This window comes from uncultured Nevskia sp., from assembly GCF_903885465.1.
Classification (GTDB): domain Bacteria; phylum Pseudomonadota; class Gammaproteobacteria; order Nevskiales; family Nevskiaceae; genus Nevskia.
Genome location: NZ_CAISIQ010000160.1, coordinates 1 through 19102, shown reverse-complemented (window position 1 = coordinate 19102; position 19102 = coordinate 1). Strand labels below are relative to the sequence as shown.

Genomic DNA, 19102 nt, shown 5'->3' with positions numbered 1-19102 from the left:
GTCGCCCGGCGTGCGCTGTTTGTGCTCGGCCAGCAGGTGCGCGTAGGCGTAGAGATCAGGCAAGCCTTCGCGGGTACGAGGATCCGGCAGGCGACCATCGGCGTCCGGCAAGGGCCGCAGCCGCAGCGCTTCGCGCGCCATCGCCGAACCGCTAGCCAGATCGAACGCCGAGGAGCTGGCGTAGTCCGGATCCTGATAACCGATTACCCGGTTCGACCAGTCGAACAGCAGCATCCGGTCCTCCGCCGGCATGCCGAGAATGTCGGCCAGCGCGAGCAGCGGCAGATCGGCGCCGATGTCCTTGGCGAAGTCGCAGCGACCATGATCGGCAGTACCGACGACCCGCTCGACCAGCATCCGCGCGTGCTCGCGAATGCGGTTGTCCAGCTGGGTCAGCGCCTTCGAGGTGAACGCCCGCGCCAGAAGGCGGCGCAGCCGCGTGTGCTGCGGCGGGTCCATGTTCAGCATCATCTGCTGGACGTAGCGCAGCGCTTCCGGCGTCGCCGGATCGCGAATCTGGGTGCCGCCGAGCTGCGAGGAAAACCGTTGCGGCTGGTTCATCACCGCTTCGACATCGGCATGGCGCAACACCAGCCAGAAACCTGGGCCGCCGAACCAGCCGTGCAGCGGCTTCTCGTCGACCCAGACCACCGGCCGTTCACGGCGCAGCCGCGCCAGCGCCTCGAACGGCACGCCGTGGACATAGGTTTCCGGATCGAAGACGCGATCGGCGTCGGCACGCAGCGCGGCTTCGTGGTCCGTGAACGACATGCTCAGCGCTTGCGGTTGCGAATCTCGTCGAGCAGACGATTGACCGCGGCCTTCGCACTCGCTGCCGTGCCACCGCTGCTGAACTCGCGAACGATCACGTCCTCGACCTTGCGAACCACGTCGTCAACCGTGACATCGCCGATGTGCGCGCTCGCCCGGCTCGATGAAGGACCGGTGGCGTGATAGCCGCCGATCGCGCCGTAGATGTTGATCCGCTCTTCGAGATCGCGGGCGACATCGAGCACCTCGTAGAACGGCGTGCCCAGGCGTCCGCCTTTCCTGGTGAGCAGCGAATAGACGGCAGCGATGATCGACACCGGCAGCAGCACCACATTCAGCACATTGCCGAGCACCAGCTTCAGCTGGAACACCAGCACGTCACGAACGTAGGGCCAGCGGCTGTTGTCGGGGCTTGGAGTGTTCATGGGACAAGTCTAGTGCAGCAACTGCAGCGAGGCGCCGCGAGGCACTAGCGGCTAGCCAGGCACTGCTTCAGCGCATCGCGCGCGGTATGCCCGGAATGCCATTCGATGCTGCCGATAGCCTTGCCCTCGTGCTCGAGATGGAAGTCGAGCTTGTCGTCCATGCCTTGCAGCGCGGCGTCGATGGTCGGCACGGCAAACGCCAGGATCGGTGTCTGCCACTGGCCGATGTTGAAGTTGAAGACGCGCACCGTCGCCGCCGGATCGCTGCCCTGCTTGAGCGTCACCGGAATGATCGCCGGCTTTGGGGACTTCGGGAATTCGCTGTCGTCGAGTGCCGAGAAGATCATCAGCGCGCCGCGATAATCGCCGCCGGGGCCGAGCACGGTGACGCTCATGCCTTGCCGGGCGAACATCGCCGCGCAGTATTCACCGGGCTTGGCGCCCGAGAACGCCTGGAAGTGCTGCCAGTAGCCGTCCTCGTATTTCTTGCGGGCATCGCTGGACAGCAATTCCTTCTTGCTGGTCTCCACAGCCTGCTTGGCGTTGATCTCCTTTTTCGTCGTATCCATGATGTTGCCGAGCACGTCGAAGGAGCCGGCGGCGCTGCTCGCCGCGGCCTGATCGGCAGTGCAACTCTTGCCGTCACTGGCCACCGTCATGCCCTTCGGACAAGCGGCTGCGGCCTGCACCGCGGTGGGCAGCAGTGCCGCCGTGACGACGAAGGCGAGTGCTGCACGGATCGAATGGTTAGTCATCGTCTTGAGCCTTCCTAGTTCGGCGCCTTGAGCAGCGTGTCGCACCAGGCCCGACCATCGCCGAGTCCATTCTGGGCGATCCAGACCCGGACATCGGCGACCCGCCAGGCGTCCTGACGATCGCGCATGGTGGTGAATTCGACGTTGCACTCGGAGTAGTTGCCTTCCTCCCAAGTCGCCCCGCTCTTCATGTCGACGACCTGCGCAGTGTTATCGAAGACCCGCTGGTACTGGAGGAAGCGCTGGTTGCCGGCTTCGTTGAGGCGCGGATTGCCCATCGCCGACACCACTTCGTCTTCGGAGCGACCGACCCAGGTCGGAATCAGCTTGTCTTCCAGCTTGTTGCGCGGGCGATTCTTGCGCAGGCTGGCGGCACGGTCCTGGAAATCGAACTCCGCCTGCATCTTGCTCAGGTTCGCCTCCATGCTCTTGCGCGCTTCGGCCAGTGCCGGCTCGGCCTCCTTGCGCAGCGCTTCGAGCCGCTTGATCGCGGCCTCCTTCTCTTCCGGCGTTGGCGCCGTCGACCACTTGCCACTCGGGTCAGGGCGTTTGCCGTCGAGCACCACCTTCCACCACAGCGAGGTCCAGGCGAAATCGAGGAAATCGTTGGCCTGGTTGTAGCCGATCAGCATCAGGTCAGACGGCAGATCAAACTTGGCGATGGCCTTGCCGAAGCCGGCCTCGTCGAACGCGGCTGGCGGCTTGCGCATCGACTTGCGGATCGCCTGCTCGAACGGCTGGGCATTGCAGGCAATGCGGCCGGCCTTCATCAGCATCGGCGCATCGGATGTCTTCCAGTCGCTGGCTGGCATCGGCTCGGACTTGAGATCGATGCGCCGCACCAGATAGCTGCCCTCGCCGATCCGGAATCTGACCGGATCACCAGCCTTCAAGGGCTTCGGCTTGTTCTTCGGATCGAGGGCGAGTTCAGCCGGGCACTCGAACTGCAGGTGCATGGTCACCCATTCGGGCTTGGCGGCGTTCTCGTAGACCGCGGTGACGTCGATCTCCTTGACCGCGATCGGGCCGAAGATCTGGTCCATCGGCGTGCGATCCGAGATCACCCGCACATCGGCAAAGAAGGCTTCGCGATCGCCTTCAGTACCCTGCAGGTGAACGATGGCCCCGATGGCCTGCGCAGTACCGGACGACAGCAGCAGGGCTCCCAGCAGCAGGATCGGCGCTCCACGCATTTCACTTGCATCCCGGACTGTGACGAATGGCAATGTTGGCCCAGACGCTTGGCCGGCAGCAACTCCGCAAATTTCCCGACGCTGCACCGGTCGGTCAAGCCGCGAGTCGACGCCTGCGCAGCAGCAGATACGCGGCCGGCAGCACGAACAGCGACAGCAGCGGCGCCGAAATCATGCCGCCGACCATCGGCGCCGCGATCCGCCGCATCACTTCCGAACCGGTGCCGCCACCGATCAGGATCGGTAGCAGGCCGGCAACGATCACGGCAACGGTCATCGCTTTCGGCCGTACGCGCAGCACCGCACCTTCTTCGATCGCTTCGATCAGGCTCGCTCGCGTCAACGAGGCACCCCGCCTGGCGATCGCCTGATCGAGATAGATCAGCATGATCACGCCGAACTCGGCCGCAACACCGGCCAGCGCGATGAAGCCGACCGCAGACGCAATCGACAGGTTGTAGCCCAGCGCCAGCAGCAGCCACAGCCCGCCAACCAGCGCGAACGGCAGGCTCGCCATGATCAGCAGCGCCGGCAGGAACGCGCGGAAGGTCAGGTAGAGCAGGATCAGGATGATGAACAAGGTGAACGGCACTACCAGCTGCAAGCGCTTCTCGGCGCGCTGCAGATATTCGAACTGTCCAGACCAGGCCACCGAGTAGCCGGCTGGCAGTTTCAACTGGGCAGCGACCAGCGCCTGCGCGTCGTGGACGTAGCCGCCGAGGTCACGGCCGCTGATGTCGACGTAAACCCAGCCGTTGAGTCGCGCGTTCTCGCTTTTCAACTGCGGCGGGCCGTCGCTGATGGCGATCTCGGCAATTTCGCCAAGTGTGATCGTCGCGCCCGCTTTGGTGACGATCGGCAGCACGCGCAGTGCCGCGACCGAATCACGCAGTTCGCGCGGATAGCGCAAGTTGATCGGGAAGCGTTGCCGGCCTTCGATGGTTTCGCCGATGTTCTCGCCGCCGATCGCCAGGGTCACGACTTGTTGCACATCGGCGATCGACAGCCCCAGCCGAGCCGCCTTCAATCGATCCGGCCGCACGTCGATATACCGGCCGCCGCGTACCCGTTCGGCATAGACCGAGCGAGTACCGGGCACGTCCTTCAGCAGGGTTTCGATCTGGGTGCCGATCTGCTCGATGACCTTCAGATCAGCACCGGCGATCTTCACGCCGACCGGGCTCTTGATGCCGGTGGACAGCATGTCGATGCGATTGCGGATCGGCTGTACCCAGAGGTTCGCGAGGCCGGGAATCGCCAGCGCGGTGTTCAACTCGTCGATCAGCGCGTCCTGTGATTTGCCGGCGTCTGGCCAGGCCTTTCGCGGCTTGAAGCGGATCGTCGTCTCGAACATTTCCAGCCCGGCCGGATCGGTGGCCGACTCGGCACGCCCGGCCTTGCCGAACACGCGTTCCACTTCCGGGAATTGCATGATCAGGCGGTCGGTCTGCTGCATCAGCTGCGAGGCCTTGTCCGCCGACAAGCCCGGCAAAGCAGACGGCATGTAGAGCAGATCGCCTTCGATCAGCGGCGGCATGAACTCGGTGCCGAGTCGCGCGATCGGGATCAGCGCCGACAGCATCAGCAAGCCCGATGCAACCAGTGTCGCCACCGGATGGCGCAGCACGAAAGCGAGCGCCGGCCGGTACACGGCGATCAGCAGACGATTCAGCGGATTGCGCTGCTCGTCCGGAATCCGGCCACGGATGAACAGCAGCATCAGCACCGGAATCAGGGTCACCGACAAGCCTGCGGCTGCTGCCATCGCATAGGTCTTGGTCAGCGCCAGCGGGCCGAACAGCTTGCCTTCCTGCGCTTCCAGGGTGAACACCGGCACGAAGCTCAGGGTGATGATCAGCAGGCAGAAGAACAGCGCCGGGCCGACTTCGACGGCCGATGCGGTGATGATCTTCGCGCGTTCCTCGAAGCTCAGTGCCTCGCTGCGGCCCGCGTGTTCGAGATGCTTGTGGGCGTTCTCGATCATCACTACCGCCGCGTCGACCATCGCGCCAATGGCGATGGCAATGCCGCCGAGCGACATGATGTTGGCGTTGAGGCCCTGCACCTTCATCACCGCGAACGCCGCGAGAATGCCGAGCGGCAGGCTGACGATTGCGACCAGTGCCGAGCGCAGATGAAACAGGAACAGCGCGCAGACTGCTGCCACGACGATCATCTCTTCGATCAGCCGCGTCTTCAGCGTGCCGACCGAGTTCAGGATCAGCTCCGAGCGGTCATAGGTCGGCACGATCTCGACACCTACCGGCAGGCCCGGTTTGAGGCTTTCGAGCTTGGCGCGCACCGCGCGGATGGTTGCCAGCGCGTTCTTGCCAGAGCGCATGACGATGATGCCGCCGACCGCTTCGCCCTGGCCGTCCAGCTCGGAAACGCCGCGCCGCAGTTCAGGGCCGATCTGCACGCGGGCGACATCGCCGAGCAGCACCGGCACCCCGGCCGCACCGAGGCCAACGGGTATCGCGCGGAAATCGTCGAGCGTCTTCAGATAGCCGCTGGCGCGCACCGCGTATTCGACTTCGCCGAGCTCCAGCACCGAGCCGCCAGCTTCGTTGTTGCTGGCGCGCACGGCATCGATCACGGTGCTGATGGTGGTGCCGGTGGCGCGCAGGCGATCCGGATCGAGGACGATCTGGTATTGCTTGACCAGGCCGCCGACGCTGGCCACTTCGGCCACGTTCTCGACACTTTTCAGCTCGTACTTCAGGAACCAGTCCTGGATCGCGCGCAGCTGCGAGATGTCGAGGCGATTGCTGCGATCGACAAGCGCGTACTCGTAGATCCAGCCGACGCCGGTGGCATCCGGACCCAGTGTCGGCCGCGCCGCCGGCGGCAAGCGGCCGCTGACCTGATTCAGGTATTCGAGCACCCGCGAACGCGCCCAATAGAGATCGGTGGCGTCGTCGAAGATCACGTAGACGAAGGAGTCGCCGAACATCGAATAGCCGCGCACCGTGCGCGCACCGGGCACCGACAGCATCGTCGTGGTCAGCGGATAGGTGACCTGATCCTCGACCACTTGCGGCGCCTGCCCCGGCCAGCTGGTGCGGATGATCACTTGGGTGTCGCTCAGGTCCGGAATCGCGTCGAGCGGCGTGGTCAGCGCCGCGCGCGTGCCCCACAGCGCCAGGACTGCGGTGACCATCAGCACCAGCACCCGGTTGCTGATCGACCAGCGGATGATCGTGGCGATCATGGCTGGTGGCCTTCGTGGCCGGCGTGCGGGTCCGTCACAGGCTCCGCCGGCATCACATGGCCGGCATGCGGGTCGGCCATCGGTGGTGGCTCGGCGGCCGGCGCCGACATGCGATCCAAGGCACCACGCAAGCTCGCCTCCGAATCGATCAGGAACTGCCCGCTGGCGACCACCTGCTGCCCTGCCTTCAAGCCTTCGAGCACTTCGATGCGCTCGCCGACCTCGACACCGGTGCGCACGGCCACCGGCCGGAAACGCGCCTCGTCTTCGGCGATCAGCACGACGCTGCGGGTGCCGGTGCGGATCACCGCTTCGGTCGGCACGGTCAACGCTTCGGCACGCGCCGCACCGTCGAGCTGCACGGTCGCGTACATGCCGGGCCGCAGCCGCGCGCCAGGGTTCTGCAGCGCGATGCGCAGCTTCACGGTGCGCGTTGCGCCGCTCAGTTCCGGGTAGACGTATTCGACCTTGCCGGCGAAGGCTTCACCCGGCACCGCGGCGACACTGGCGCTGGCGGAGTCACCCGGCTTGATCGCTGCGCCCTGCGCTTCCGGCAGTTCGGCGGCGAGCCAGACGGTATCCAGGCTGGCGATCTGGAACAGCGTCATGCCGGGGCTGAGCATCGCGCCCTGGCGTGCACCGAGTTCCATCACATAGCCATCGTTGCTGGCCACGTACTCGACCCGGCGCTCGGCCTGGCCGCGCGCCGCGATCCGGCGTATCTGCGCGTCGCCGAGCCCGAACAACGCGAGGCGCGCACGGGAAGCGTCCTTCAAGCTGGCATCACCGCTACGCTGGGCGAGCAGAAACTCGTCCTGCGCGGCCAGAAGTTCCGGCGAGTAGACCGATGCCAGCAGTTGCCCGCGCCGCACCGGATCACCGACCGCGCGCACCGCCAGCTGCTCGACCCAGCCGGCCGCACGCACCTGCACGGCTTCGATGCGATGCTCGTCGACGGTGATCACGCCGGCCGCCAGCAGCCGCTGCGTCAGCGCCTGCCGCTCGACCGTCGCCAACCGCACGCCCAGGTTCTGCACCACTCGCGGATCGATGCGAAAGGCGCCGTCATCGTCCTGCGCCGTGCCCGTTTTGGCTGGCGCATCGGCGTACTTCGGCACCAGCTGCATGTCCATGAACGGTGATTTGCCGGGTTTGTCGAAATGGCTGTCCGGCATCATCGGGTCGTACCAGTACAGCGCTTGAGGTTCGGCGGCCGCTTGCTCGGTGGGCTCCGCTTGTTTGCTTGGCCGGAACAGCAGCACGACGAAGACAGCGATGACGGCAAGCGCTGCGAGGCCGAGGAGCAAAGGGCGATTCAGGGGACGGTTCATCAGTGAGCTCCTTCGGCGTAGGCGATGGAAGTGGCGCCGAGGTAGCGCAGCGCCAGCGCATGGCGGCTGCGGTCGGTTTCGAGATCGAGACGGCTCAGACGCAGATCGAGCGCCGCGCGGCGGGCTTCGAGCACGGCGGCCAGGCTGCCGCTGCCGGCGGCCCAGGCCAGACGCGCCGCTTCGATGCGGGCATCGGCCTCGGGCAGGATCGTGTCGTCGTAGTGGGCCAGACGCTGGCCGAGCAGGGTCCAGTCCCAGTGATTGAGGCGCAGCTCGGCGGCGTGCTCGCGCCAGCTGTCTTCGCGTAGTGCTTCGGCGCGTGCCAGCTCGGCCTGCCGCGCAGCAAGGCCACGATCCTGACGATTGGCGGTGAACACCGGCAGATCGATGCCGACCTGCAGGTTGATGTAATCGCTGAACGCCGGTCGATGGCCGTAGCCGACTTCGACGCTGAAATCCGGGCGGTAGGCCTGCTTGGCCAGCGCGACGTCGGCGGCCGCGACTTCCACTTCAGCGGCAGCGATATCGACATGCGGATGGCGGCGCAGCGCTTCCAGCATCGCGCCCAGCGGCGGCGGTTCGGGGAACGTCGGCGTGCCAGCTGGCAAAGGCGCGTAGGCCGCTTCGCCGAGCCAGCGGGATAGCGTGCCGCGGGCGTGATAACCGTCCTGCTCGAGCTTGGCGATCTGGTCGCGCAGCAGTTCCAGAGCGACGGTGGCGGCACGGACATCGGCCTGTGCGCTGCGGCCATTGCGATAGGCGATGCGCAGCGCATCGAGCTGCAATTGCGCTTCGCGCTCGCTGGCGCGCGCCAGATTTAGTGCCTGCAACGGCTTCCAGACATCGAGCCAGGCGAGGCCGACGTCACGCTCGATGCTCAGAGCATCCTTGCGCAGCTGACGCTCGGCCAGCCCGGCTTCGGCTTCGGCCCGCTCGCCACGCAGCCGGCGCTTGTCGGCACGCGGAAAGGCTTGCGCGATGCCGACGGTGAACTGGGTGTCGTTCTGTCGGGTCAGGGTGCCGATGTGATCGCCGGTGATGGTCAGATCGCTGACGCCGCCTTTCAGCTGCGGATCAGGCAACTGCCGCGCGGCGACCGCTGATTCGCGCGCAGCGTCGATCGCCAGCGCCTGCGCTTCGAGCATCGGCTGATGGTCGACGGCAATGCGTCGCGCGGCGTCGAGTGTCAGCAGTTCGGCAGACGGTGGTTCAGAAACTTCGAGCGCTGCAACAGGCAGCACGGCCAGCGCGAACAGCAGGCCGGCGAGCGTGCACCGGGCACGCGACAACAGAGGGTGAGACATGGACGGCTCCGCAACGAACGCAAGGCACGCCGGAGGAAATCCGGCGCTAGATGAGCGTCAGACGGAGGCCGCGATCGGAGGTCGGAACGGGTGAGGCGGGGCTGCATCGGCGATGACCGAGGTCATCGCGGCAGGCAACAAGGCGGGAGCAGGCAACAGGTTCAGCGCCAGAGCAGGCATCGGCAGCGCCGCGCTGCCGCAAGCCGATGCACACAGGCAATGCACGCCGGCAGCACAGCAGGAAGGCTTGGCAGGCGCAGGGCTTTCATCGGCAGTAGCCGACGCCTGCATGCCGGCCATGTCGTGGCAATGCTTCATCGGCGCGGCCTGGTGAGCCGAGACCGGTGCCTTAGACGCCATTGCCAGCATCGCCGGCGCCATCGCCGCCGACACCGCGCCCTGCCAGAGCAGGGCAAGGACGGTCAGCAGCGAGATGGCGATTCGGCGGTTCATTTGCTCCGGAAAGACTGTGCAGCAGGCGTTTGGTTCAGACCGTCTTCATCAAGAGGCTGACGATCTTGCGCATTCTGTCGGTGTACGGCGGGAAGAACATCTTGGCCAGCATGATGCGCGTGCGGACCACGGCGCGCTCATGCGAGAAATCCTTGAAGCCGTAGTGGCCGTGCGCGCGGCCGATGCCGGAGTTGTTGACGCCGCCGAACGGCAGGTTGCCATGCAGGAAGTGGACGACCGTATGGTTGATGCAGGTGCCGCCGGCCGAGGTCTTCTTCAGCACTGCGTTGATGGTCGGCTCGTGCTTGCTCCAGACGTATAGCGCCAGCGGCTTCGGATCGGCGTTGATACGGTCGATCACTTCGTCGATCTGGCTGAACGAAATGATCGGCAGCAGCGGCCCGAAGATCTCTTCGGACATGATCTTGGCGTCGGCCGGAATGTTGTCGATCAGCGTCGGCGCGATGTAGCAGTCGCTTTCGTCGACCTTGCCGCCAGTGAGCACCCTGGCACCCTTTGCAGTAGCGTCATCGAGCAGCCCGCGGATGCGCGACGTGTGCCGGGTGTTGACGATGCGGGCGAGGAACGGGCTCTGCTGCTGGCTGGCGGCATCGGCGCCGTAGGAGCTTTCGAGCACAGCCTGGCACTGGCGCACGAACTCGTCCTTGACCGAGGCATGCACGTAGATGTGGTCCGGCGCGATGCAGGTCTGGCCGTTGTTGGTGAACTTGCCCCAAAGAATGTTCTGCGCGGCGAGCTTCAGGTCCGCCGTGGCATCGACGATGGTCGGGCTCTTGCCGCCAAGTTCCAGAGTGACGCTGGTCAGATGCTTGGCGGCGGCGGCCATCACCACCTTGCCGATCGCCGGCGAGCCGGTGAAGAAGATGTGGTCGAAGGGCAGCGCCAGCAGCGCGCTGGAAACAGCGGCATCGCCTTCGAAGATCGCCACTTCATCCGGGCTGAAGTTTTCCTTGACGATCTTGACCATCACCGCCGACAGATGCGGCGTCATTTCCGATGGCTTGAGGATCGCCGTGTTGCCGGCGGCGAGTGCGGAGATCAGCGGGCAGAACGTCAGGTTCACCGGGTAGTTCCACGGCGAGATGATCAGCGTGCGGCCCTTCGGCTCGTACTGCACCCAGCCGCTGAGGCCGAAGGTCATGCGCGATGGCCAGACCGACATCGGCTTCATCCACTTCTTCAGGCCGCGCATTGCGTCATTGGCTTCGGCGACCACCGGCAGCACTTCGGTCAGATCGACTTCGGCCGGCGGCTTCTTGAAGTCGGCAGCACCGGCGGCAATGATTTCCGCGCTGTGCGCGAGCACTGCGTTCTTCAGCTTCTTGATCTTGGCCAGGCGCTCGTCGAGCGTCGAGGTGCGCAGCCGCAAGGCGGTGGCGCGCTGGGCCTCGAACACGCGGCGGATCTCGGTCTCGCTGACCTGGGACTGGAACTGCGAGGCGGACGGCGCGGCGTTCGCGGTCGGAAGATAGGAAACGACAGTGCTCATGGACGGAACTCCTCGCGTGGTGCTGCCTGGAAACCGGATCGTGCGGCCCTCGTTCGCGCACCGGTGCGGTGCTTCGGGGCCCAGCGTCCAGCGTTGCTAATCGATTGAACAACTGTTCAAGCTTAAAAAATAAGCGGCTGACGTACCAGCCGCCATTCGTCACCGTATGGCTCCGCCCGATAAACGTCGTCCGGAATCCTCGGTCGATGTCCGTTTCGAACCTTTCTTGTCCGCATCGGCCTCGGCATCATCGCTCGACCATCCGACGCCGCCGGCCATGACCGCGGCCACCGTTTTCGAGGAGAAGCGCTTGTCCGCTTTCAAAGCCGATACCGACTATTTGCCGTTGAATCTGCTCGCCCACTGGGCGCAGACCGCGCCCGATGCGATCCACCTGAGCCAGCCGCTGGCCAATGGCGAGTGCCGCGACTGGACCTGGGCGCAAGCGCAGGCCGAAGCGCAGCGAATGGCCGCGCACCTGCTGGCACAAGCTTGGGAACCGGGTTCGCGAATCGCCTTGCTGTCCAAGAACAGCGCTTGGTGGTTTCTCGCCGATTACGCGATCTGGATGGCCGGCCACGTATCGGTGCCGATCTACCCGTCGCTCACCGGCAGCTCGGTGCGCTACGTGCTCGACCACTCCGAAGCGAAGGCGCTATTCCTCGGCAAGCTCGACTCCGACGATCGTGATGCGATGTGCGGCGGCATACCGGACGGCCTGCCGGTCATCCATCTGCCGAACGCCGCGCCGCCGAGTGCTGGCGCTTCGGTCACCGAATGGGACGCGATCATCGCCGCCACGCCGCCGCTGACCGCGCCAACGCCGCGCCGCATCGACGAGCTGGCGACGATCATCTACACCTCCGGCACCACCGGTACGCCGAAAGGCGTGATGCACAGCTTCGCCAGCCTGGTCGCCTCCGCAAAGCTGCTGACCACGGTGTTCGGTACCGGTCGCGACGACCGGCTGATCTCCTACCTGCCGCTGGCCCACGTCGCCGACAGAGTCGCCTCCGAACTGCATTCGCTGGCTAGCGGTTGCCGGGTATGGTTCTCGCAGGGGCTGGATACCTTCGCCGCCGATCTGCAGCGCGCCCGGCCAACGTTCTTCTTCTCCGTGCCGCGGCTGTGGACCAAGTTCCGCCAGGGCGTCAACGCTAAGATTCCGCAAGCCACCCTCGCCGCGATGCTGGCCGATCCGGTCAAGGGCCAGTCCGTGCGCCAGCAGATCCTCAGCCAGCTCGGCCTCGATGCCGCGCGCGTCGCGATGTCCGGCGCTGCGCCAATTCCGCCGGACATGCACCACTGGTATCGCGATCTCGGGCTGGAACTGCTCGAGGTCTACGGCATGACCGAGAACATGGCGATCTCTCACATCACCCGGCGTGGACGCGCTCGCATCGGCTATGTCGGCCAGCCGGCGGACGAGGTCGAAGTGCGCATCGATCCCGCCAACCGCGAAGTGCTGGTCAAGAGCCCGGGGATGATGCTCGGCTACTTCCGCGAGCCCGCGAAGACCGCTGAAGCCATCACGCCGGACGGCTATCTGCGCACCGGCGATGTCGGCGACATCGACGCTGATGGTTACTTCCGCATCACCGGCCGCGCCAAGGAAGCGTTCAAGACCGCCAAGGGCAAATACGTGGCCCCGGCCGGCATCGAGAACCGGCTCGGCGCCCATCCCCACATCGAAGCCGTCTGCGTCGCCGGCCTCGGCTACCCGCAACCGTTCGCACTGCTGATGCTGTCACCCGCCGTCGCCGATCAGCGCAACGACGAAGCGGGACGCGCCGCGATCAGTTCGTCACTCGCAGCGCTGCGGGAACAAGTCAACGCCCAACTCGATCCTCACGAACGCCTTGATTGTCTGATCGTGGTCCCGGACGCCTGGACGGTCGACAACGGCTTGGTGACGCCGACGTTCAAGGTCAAACGAGCGGCGCTGGAGGCGCTTTATGGGGCGTCGTTCGAGGCTTGGACGGGGCGGCGGGAGGGGGTGGTTTGGGCTTGAGCGGCAAGACGCTAACTGCAGGTCGTCGACTTGCGGAGATTAGTTGCGGACTTGAACGCCTGTTTGCAGGACGCCCGACGAGCCCACCGCTACAGCCGACAATTAGCACCCATCGGGCACGCTCCCATTGGTTGCGATCTGAAAGTGCTCAAGTGAGTTCACCGAGACAAGATCGGCGTAGTCAACCCTCGAATCGCACTCGATTTCAGGTCTGAGATTTTTGAGCTGGACTCTCACCCGAATTGCGATCTGATTTTGACTGCCATGCGATATGTGCTCGGCTTCGGACTTGCCTAGCGTCTTCTCAAGCACCCGGTCTGCTGGCTCGAAAGAGACATATCTGAAGGGAGTCGCGTAGGCATCTGCAACGGCATCAAAAACCGAACGTGACTCAGCATCTGGGATGAACTTGGCAAAATTGACACCGTCGGCTCGAGCTTCAGAAGCCATATCGAACTCGAAGTAAATCGTGCCCGTGGCGTTGATTATTGGTTGGAGCGTTTCGGCTGAAGAGGATGCACAGCCAAGTATGATCATTAATATCAGCGAAGCTTTCATGGATAGTGCTGCTCAAAGTCAGCAGCATCTTTGACAACGCCGCCCGATGCACCAACTAACCGACGAACTGGCTTATAGCTCGTCCGATTGGTTGCAGGACTGCACGAATAAGCGCGGTCTTGGCTTAGTCGTCAGCCGCCTCCTCTCCCAACCCTCTCCCGCAAGGGGAGAGGGTTACCAGACTTACCGCCCCCACCTTCGGCATGATCGCCGCCTCAGCGCTTTTCCAGTTCGCGATCCTTCGGAGCAAGCATGCAAAACCTCGATAGCCTGCCGGTAATCATCGGTGTCGGTGACATCACCGATCGCCCCGAAAAGGGCCAGTCCGGCCATGAGCCGATGCGTTTGATCGAGCAGGCCGCACGCCTCGCGGACACGGACGCCGGTGGCGGCTGGCTGGCCAAGGTCGATCAGCTGTACGTGGTGCCGCAGCTGACCTGGCCCTACGAGGATCTGCCGGGGCTGGTCTCCGAAACCCTGGGCATCAAGCCGACGGTGATCCCGACCGAAGGCATCAGCGGCGATTCGCCGGTGCGTTATCTGATGCAGGCGGCGGTGGCGATCGCAAACGGCGAAACCGGCACGGTGATGATCTGCGGTGCCGAAGCTTTCGGCTCGGTGAAAGCAGCGGCGATGCAGCGCAAGCAGCCGGATGGCTGGACCAAGGTTTCGAAGGCGGCGCCGATGCTTGATGGCTCGGCCTATGTCACCAAGTTGGCTGCCCGCTACGGCCTCAAGGATCCGACCGAGGTCTACACGCTGTACGAGAACGCCACTCGTGCCGCCTGGGGCCAGACGGCCAGCGAAGCGCAGAACGAATCCGCCGCGTTGTGGGCGCGCTACGCGAAGGTTGCTGCCGACAATCCGCTGGCCTGGGATCGCAAGGGCCACAGTGCGGAGGAGATCGCCACGCCGACCTCGAAGAACCGGCCGATCTCCTACCCGTACCCGAAGCGGATGGTCGCCCAGCTGTTCGTCAACCAGGGTGCAGCGATCATCGTCACCTCGCGCGGTGCGGCACTCGCGGCCGGCGTGCCGGAAGACCAGCTGATCTATGTCTGGTCCGGCGCCGGCGCCACCGACATCGACGATTTCCTGTCCCGTCCGGATTTCAGCAGCTGCCTGCCGATGGCGACGGCGCTGCAACGCACCCTGGCGGTCAACGGCCTGCAGGCCAGCGATCTCGATGCGATGGAGATCTACAGCTGCTTCCCCTGCATTCCGAAGCTGGCGCTGCGGGCGCTTGGCCCGGTGCGCGACAGTGTTGCGCCCAGCGTCACCGGCGGCCTGAGTTTCTTCGGCGGCCCGCTTGGCGATTTCATGAGCCACGCGATCACCGCGATGGTTCGCAAGCTGCGCGGCGGCACGGCTAACACCGGTCTGCTCTATGGCAACGGCGGTTACGTGACCAAGCACCACGCCGCCGTGCTCGCCACACGGCCACCGAACAAGCCGCCGCAGGATTTCGATCTGCAGGCCGAAGTCGATGCCGCCCGCGGCCCTGCGCCTGCGGTGCTGGACAGCTACGAAGGCCCGGCGACGGTCGAGTCCTATCTGGTCAAGTACGACGGCGGTGGCGATCCACAGCTGGCCACCATCGTGGCCCGTACGCCGGACGGTGCGCGCACCGTTGCCGCCATTCCGGCCGGCGATCTGCGCGCCCAGGCGCTGCTGATCGAAGGCTCGCGCGAGCCGATCGGCCTGCCGGGCAACATCGCCCTGGTCGATGGCCAGATGCGCTGGAGTTTCGAGGCGGCCGATCTGCCGCCGGTTGGTGCGCCCGGCAGCCCGGTGCTGCTCGAACGCCGCGAGGGCTACGTCGCCGTGGTCACCCTGAACCGGCCGCTGCGGATGAACGCGGTCAACGCCCGCCTGGCGCGCGCGGTGGTCGAGATCATCAAGCTCACCGAGGCCGATCCGGAGATTCGCGTCGTCGTCTTCGCTTCATCACGGCCGGAGGTGTTCTGCGCCGGGCTCGATCTGTCGGCGATGTCCAACCCGCGCGCGCTGCAGGAACTAATGGCCGTCGAAGGGGGCTTCGCCGGCTTCGTCAACGCCGTGCGCCGCAAGCCCTGGATCGCCGCAGTGCGCGGCCAGGCGCTGGGCGGCGGCTTCGAGCTGGCGCTGGCTTGCGAGCTGATCGTCGCGGCCGACGACAGTGCCTTCGGCCTGCCCGAGGTCAAGCGCGGCATCATCGCCGCCGCCGGTGGCGTTGCCCGCCTGCCTAGAGTGTTGCCTCGCAATCTCGCGGCCCAGGCGATCCTGACCGGCGAGCCGATGGCCGCCGAACTGCTGCATCGCCATGGCGTGATCAACGCGCTGGCGCCAGCCGATCAGGTCATCGAGCGCGCCGTCGAACTGGCGCGCTCGATCGCGGTGAACGCGCCGCTGGCGATCGGCGAAAGCATCAAGCTGCTGAAGTCCTGCATCGACGAGAGCGACGCCGATCTGTCGCGGCTGAGCCTGGAAGCCGGCGGGCGGCTGATGATGTCCGCAGACGCGCGCGAAGGCGGGCAGGCGTTCATGGAGAAGCGGGCGCCGGTCTGGAAGGGCAAGTAGCACGGCCCTGAAGGCACTCATAATGCGGCCATGCATCCGAGTGCCATCCCTGCCGCCACCCTCGATCTGCCCGAACGCTGGCGGCTGCTGTGGTCGAGGCTTGGACTGGCACCGCCCGCGGATGCCGGCACGGCGCTGATCCAGGCCTGGCGCGAGCCGCATCGGCGCTATCACACGGTCGAGCATCTCGAGGAATGCCTCAAGGCTTGTGACGACATCGAAACGCTGGCCGAACGGCCCGGCGAGATCGAGCTGGCGATCTGGTATCACGACGCCGTCTACAGCACCGCCAGCGACAGCAACGAGCTGAAGAGCGCCTATCTCGCGGAGCGGACGATGACCGCCGCCGGCTGCGATCACGAAGCGATCGGCCGGGTGCGCAGCATGATCCTGGCGACCCGCCACCACGCTCAGCCGCAGAGCACCGACGAGGCGCTGCTGCTCGACATCGATCTGGCGATCCTCGGCAGCGCGCCGGCCCGCTTCGATCGCTACGACGCCGACATCCGCGAGGAGTACCACGCGGTGCCGTTCTCGAAGTACGTGGCCGGGCGGCGGCAGGTGCTGCGCGCGTTTCTGGAAAAGCCGCGCCTGTATTTCACCGGCCACTTCCACGACCGGCTCGATCAGCCGGCGCGGATCAATCTCAGCCGGGCGCTGAAGCGGCTGCGGCCGACGCGCTGAGCCGCGGCCTACATATTCCGGAATGAGATAAGCACCGACGGTTCGTTGCCGCAATGCGATAGAGGCCTTATCGTGCGCGACCGTCCGTTACCCACCGTTCGCGCCACGCCGATGTTCCGCTCCCGCACTGCATTGCACTCCTTCGCGCTGTGGTTGGCGCTGAGTGCGGTCGTGCTGCGCAGCCTGATTCCGGTCGGCTTCATGCCCGGCTGGACCGGCACCGGCGAGGAAGGCGGACGCTGGCTGATCATCTGCCCGGCCAGCCCGCTCAGTGCGGCGCTGGCGCCGCCCGCCAACAAGCACGCAGGCCATCACGATCACGCCGCGATGATGGCGGCGATGGCCAAGGCCCATGCTGCCGATCCGCATGCCGCTCATCGCGGCATGGCCAACATGGCCGCGGATATGGCGGGCATGTCGCACGACATGCACGCGGCCGGCATGCACGCCGGTCACGATCCGGCGCAGCACGAGGCGCATCGCATTGCCTCGGAGCATCAGAGCTGTCCGTTTGCCGGTGCCGTGGCACCCGGGCTGCCGGTCAGCCTGGCCCGCTTCGCGCTGGCCATTCCTGTCGCAACGCTGGGCCGTCCGGCCACAACCGTCAGCACCGCCACGGCCAGCCAAAGACGGCTGCCGCCGGCCCGCGCACCACCCGAGTTCATCGACACGTACGCAGCCTGATCCAGCGCGCCCCAGGGACAGACTCTCTGGGCGTATCGCAGGGCTGCCGTTTCGTTCGTCGATGCCGGGAAGCGCTCCTGCTGCGCCGTTTCATTCCTTGCTGCTGCCAGCCCTGAACAAGGACTGCGCGGGGCAATGTCTGGAATCGTCCGTTGCCCAAAGCGCTCACCTGCATCTCCTGTCCGCCCCTGACCGGGCGAGTTCCGCTGGCGCGCGCCTTCCGCGCAGCCGGCTCCTGCGCCATGGCGCAGGCACTGGAGTGTTTGCATGTTCCGTTTCAAGTACCGCACCGCGGCGCTGTTCGCAGCGCCGTTTCTCGCGTCTCCGCTAAGCTTGTCGGCCCAGCAGGAAATCCCTGCCGCTGTCGAAATCGCCGCCAGCGATGGCGCACCGATCACCGTGCTCGGCGAGGTCAAGGTCCAGGGCGATAGCGTCGGCACCTTGACTGTGCCGTCGATCGCCGAAGCCACCGCCCGCACCAATCAGGTCGCCGGCGGTGCCGCGGTGATCGATGCCGAGAGCTACAAGAATGGCCGCGCCAGCAGCGTGCAGGATGCGCTGGGCTTTGCGCCAGGCGTGTTCGTGCAGCCGCGTTTCGGTGCCGAGGAATCACGCCTGTCGGTACGCGGTTCGGGGATTCAGCGCACCTTTCACGGCCGCGGTCTGACCCTGCTGCAGGATGGCTCGCCGGTGAATCTGGCCGACGGTGGCTTCGACTTCCAGTCCGTCGAACCCTTGTCGGCGAACTACATCGAGGTCTACCGCGGCGCCAACGCGCTGGAGTTCGGCTCGACGACGCTGGGCGGCGCGATCAACTTCATTTCGCCAACCGGCTACAGCGCGCCCGCGGCCTCGGCGCGCCTGGAGATCGGCAGCTTCGAATACCGGCGCGCCCAGGCTGCGCTAGCTGGTCACACTGGCAATGTCGACGGCTATGTCAGCCTCAGCGCCGTGCATTCGGATGGCTACCGCGACCACGCCGAGCAGAACAACTACCGGCTGTTCTCGAACCTCGGCATCAGGCTCGCGCCGAATCTCGAAACCCGCCTGTATTTCACCTTCGTCAACACCGAATCGGAACTGCCGGGCAGCCTGACCAAGGCCGAGGCCGAATCGACGCCGAGCAAGGCCAATGCGGCCAACATCGTCAGCGACCAGAAGCGCGACTTCCGCCTGATCCGCATCGCCGACAAGACCAGCTGGCAGCTCGACGACACGCAGCGCATCGAGGCCTCCGGTTTCTACGCCGACAAGCGCCTGTTCCATCCGATCTTCCAGGTCATCAACCAGGACAACAACGACCTGGGCCTGAACCTGAAATACGAGAACACGCGCGAGCTGTTCGGCCATCGCAACCGCGTCGTGGTCGGCACGCGCTACGTCTACGGCCAGACCCAGGAAACCGACTTCGCCAACGTCGGCGGCCAGAACGGCGCGCAGACCGATGCCTCGGATCAGAGCGCCCGCTCGGTGCAGCTGTATGCCGAGAATCAGTTCTATGTGCTGCCCCAGCTGGCGCTGTCGATCGGCGCTCAGGGCTCGCGGGACCGCCGGGTGCGTGAAGATAACTTCGTGCCGACCGGCAGCACCGACAACAGCTTCAAGAACAGCTACGGCGCATTCAGCCCGAAGGCCGGCCTGCGCTACGACCTC

General features: G+C 65.6%; 14 protein-coding genes and 1 pseudogene. 5 read left to right on the top strand and 10 right to left on the bottom strand.

From position 1 onward, the window contains the following. From QZY06_RS06085 to QZY06_RS06045, 9 genes and pseudogenes are all read right to left on the bottom strand, one after another. Window positions 1-771, bottom strand: a pseudogene (locus QZY06_RS06085) (cytochrome P450); the annotation flags it as partial. A gap of 2 nt (window positions 772-773) precedes the next feature. Further along, window positions 774-1196, bottom strand: a complete 423-nt coding sequence (locus QZY06_RS06080; protein ID WP_295681601.1) for a hypothetical protein — start codon at window positions 1194-1196, stop codon at window positions 774-776. A gap of 44 nt (window positions 1197-1240) precedes the next feature. Further along, window positions 1241-1951, bottom strand: coding sequence for a hypothetical protein (locus QZY06_RS06075; RefSeq protein ID WP_295681599.1), 711 nt, complete (start codon window positions 1949-1951; stop codon window positions 1241-1243). 14 nt (window positions 1952-1965) lie between these two features. After that, complete coding sequence (locus QZY06_RS06070) at window positions 1966-3144, bottom strand: hypothetical protein (protein WP_295681596.1); 1179 nt, start codon at window positions 3142-3144, stop codon at window positions 1966-1968. A 94-nt stretch (window positions 3145-3238) separates the two neighbouring features. Next, on the bottom strand, window positions 3239-6355 hold the full coding sequence (locus QZY06_RS06065) for a CusA/CzcA family heavy metal efflux RND transporter (protein WP_295681594.1): 3117 nt from the start codon (window positions 6353-6355) through the stop codon (window positions 3239-3241). Beyond that, complete coding sequence (locus QZY06_RS06060; protein ID WP_295681592.1) at window positions 6352-7686, bottom strand: efflux RND transporter periplasmic adaptor subunit; 1335 nt, start codon at window positions 7684-7686, stop codon at window positions 6352-6354. The genes QZY06_RS06065 and QZY06_RS06060 overlap by 4 nt, the downstream gene beginning before the upstream one ends. Next, window positions 7686-8990, bottom strand: a complete 1305-nt coding sequence (locus QZY06_RS06055; RefSeq protein WP_295681589.1) for a TolC family protein — start codon at window positions 8988-8990, stop codon at window positions 7686-7688. The genes QZY06_RS06060 and QZY06_RS06055 overlap by 1 nt, the downstream gene beginning before the upstream one ends. Window positions 8991-9047: 57 nt before the next feature. Continuing rightward, entirely contained in the window at window positions 9048-9443 is a 396-nt protein-coding gene (locus tag QZY06_RS06050; RefSeq protein ID WP_295681585.1) for a CopL family metal-binding regulatory protein, read from the bottom strand. Window positions 9444-9477: 34 nt separating this feature from the next. Beyond that, entirely contained in the window at window positions 9478-10953 is a 1476-nt protein-coding gene (locus tag QZY06_RS06045) for an aldehyde dehydrogenase family protein (protein ID WP_295681583.1), read from the bottom strand. Between the two features lie 310 nt (window positions 10954-11263). On the opposite strand from QZY06_RS06045, the gene QZY06_RS06040 reads away from it, so the two are divergent. Further along, entirely contained in the window at window positions 11264-12964 is a 1701-nt protein-coding gene (locus tag QZY06_RS06040) for an AMP-binding protein (RefSeq protein ID WP_295681580.1), read from the top strand. A gap of 102 nt (window positions 12965-13066) precedes the next feature. On the opposite strand, the gene QZY06_RS06035 is transcribed toward QZY06_RS06040, so the two are convergent. Next, entirely contained in the window at window positions 13067-13522 is a 456-nt protein-coding gene (locus QZY06_RS06035; RefSeq protein WP_295681577.1) for a hypothetical protein, read from the bottom strand. A gap of 252 nt (window positions 13523-13774) precedes the next feature. Between QZY06_RS06035 and QZY06_RS06030 the strand changes: the two genes are divergently transcribed. The 4 genes from QZY06_RS06030 to QZY06_RS06015 form a co-directional block, all read left to right on the top strand. Next, entirely contained in the window at window positions 13775-16081 is a 2307-nt protein-coding gene (locus tag QZY06_RS06030) for an enoyl-CoA hydratase-related protein (protein WP_295681575.1), read from the top strand. A 30-nt stretch (window positions 16082-16111) separates the two neighbouring features. Further along, complete coding sequence (locus QZY06_RS06025; protein ID WP_295681573.1) at window positions 16112-16765, top strand: metal-dependent hydrolase; 654 nt, start codon at window positions 16112-16114, stop codon at window positions 16763-16765. Between the two features lie 111 nt (window positions 16766-16876). After that, window positions 16877-17449 carry a hypothetical protein gene (locus tag QZY06_RS06020; RefSeq protein WP_295681571.1) on the top strand — a complete coding sequence of 191 codons (573 nt, stop codon included), beginning with the start codon at window positions 16877-16879 and terminating at the stop codon, window positions 17447-17449. Between the two features lie 267 nt (window positions 17450-17716). Then, window positions 17717-19102, top strand: a 1386-nt coding sequence (locus QZY06_RS06015) for a TonB-dependent receptor (RefSeq protein WP_295681569.1), incomplete at its 3' end; no start/stop codon positions are given.

What these genes read in the sequence shown, in the direction of transcription:
- QZY06_RS06080 (WP_295681601.1), bottom strand. Translation starts at nt 1,196, where the DNA reads ATGAACACTCCAAGCCCCGACAACAGCCGCTGGCCCTACGTTCGTGAC.
- QZY06_RS06075 (WP_295681599.1), bottom strand. Translation starts at nt 1,951, where the DNA reads ATGACTAACCATTCGATCCGTGCAGCACTCGCCTTCGTCGTCACGGCG.
- QZY06_RS06070 (WP_295681596.1), bottom strand. Translation starts at nt 3,144, where the DNA reads ATGCGTGGAGCGCCGATCCTGCTGCTGGGAGCCCTGCTGCTGTCGTCC.
- QZY06_RS06065 (WP_295681594.1), bottom strand. Translation starts at nt 6,355, where the DNA reads ATGATCGCCACGATCATCCGCTGGTCGATCAGCAACCGGGTGCTGGTG.
- QZY06_RS06060 (WP_295681592.1), bottom strand. Translation starts at nt 7,686, where the DNA reads ATGAACCGTCCCCTGAATCGCCCTTTGCTCCTCGGCCTCGCAGCGCTT.
- QZY06_RS06055 (WP_295681589.1), bottom strand. Translation starts at nt 8,990, where the DNA reads ATGTCTCACCCTCTGTTGTCGCGTGCCCGGTGCACGCTCGCCGGCCTG.
- QZY06_RS06050 (WP_295681585.1), bottom strand. Translation starts at nt 9,443, where the DNA reads ATGAACCGCCGAATCGCCATCTCGCTGCTGACCGTCCTTGCCCTGCTC.
- QZY06_RS06045 (WP_295681583.1), bottom strand. Translation starts at nt 10,953, where the DNA reads ATGAGCACTGTCGTTTCCTATCTTCCGACCGCGAACGCCGCGCCGTCC.
- QZY06_RS06035 (WP_295681577.1), bottom strand. Translation starts at nt 13,522, where the DNA reads ATGAAAGCTTCGCTGATATTAATGATCATACTTGGCTGTGCATCCTCT.
- QZY06_RS06030 (WP_295681575.1), top strand. Translation starts at nt 13,775, where the DNA reads ATGCAAAACCTCGATAGCCTGCCGGTAATCATCGGTGTCGGTGACATC.
- QZY06_RS06025 (WP_295681573.1), top strand. Translation starts at nt 16,112, where the DNA reads ATGCATCCGAGTGCCATCCCTGCCGCCACCCTCGATCTGCCCGAACGC.
- QZY06_RS06020 (WP_295681571.1), top strand. Translation starts at nt 16,877, where the DNA reads ATGTTCCGCTCCCGCACTGCATTGCACTCCTTCGCGCTGTGGTTGGCG.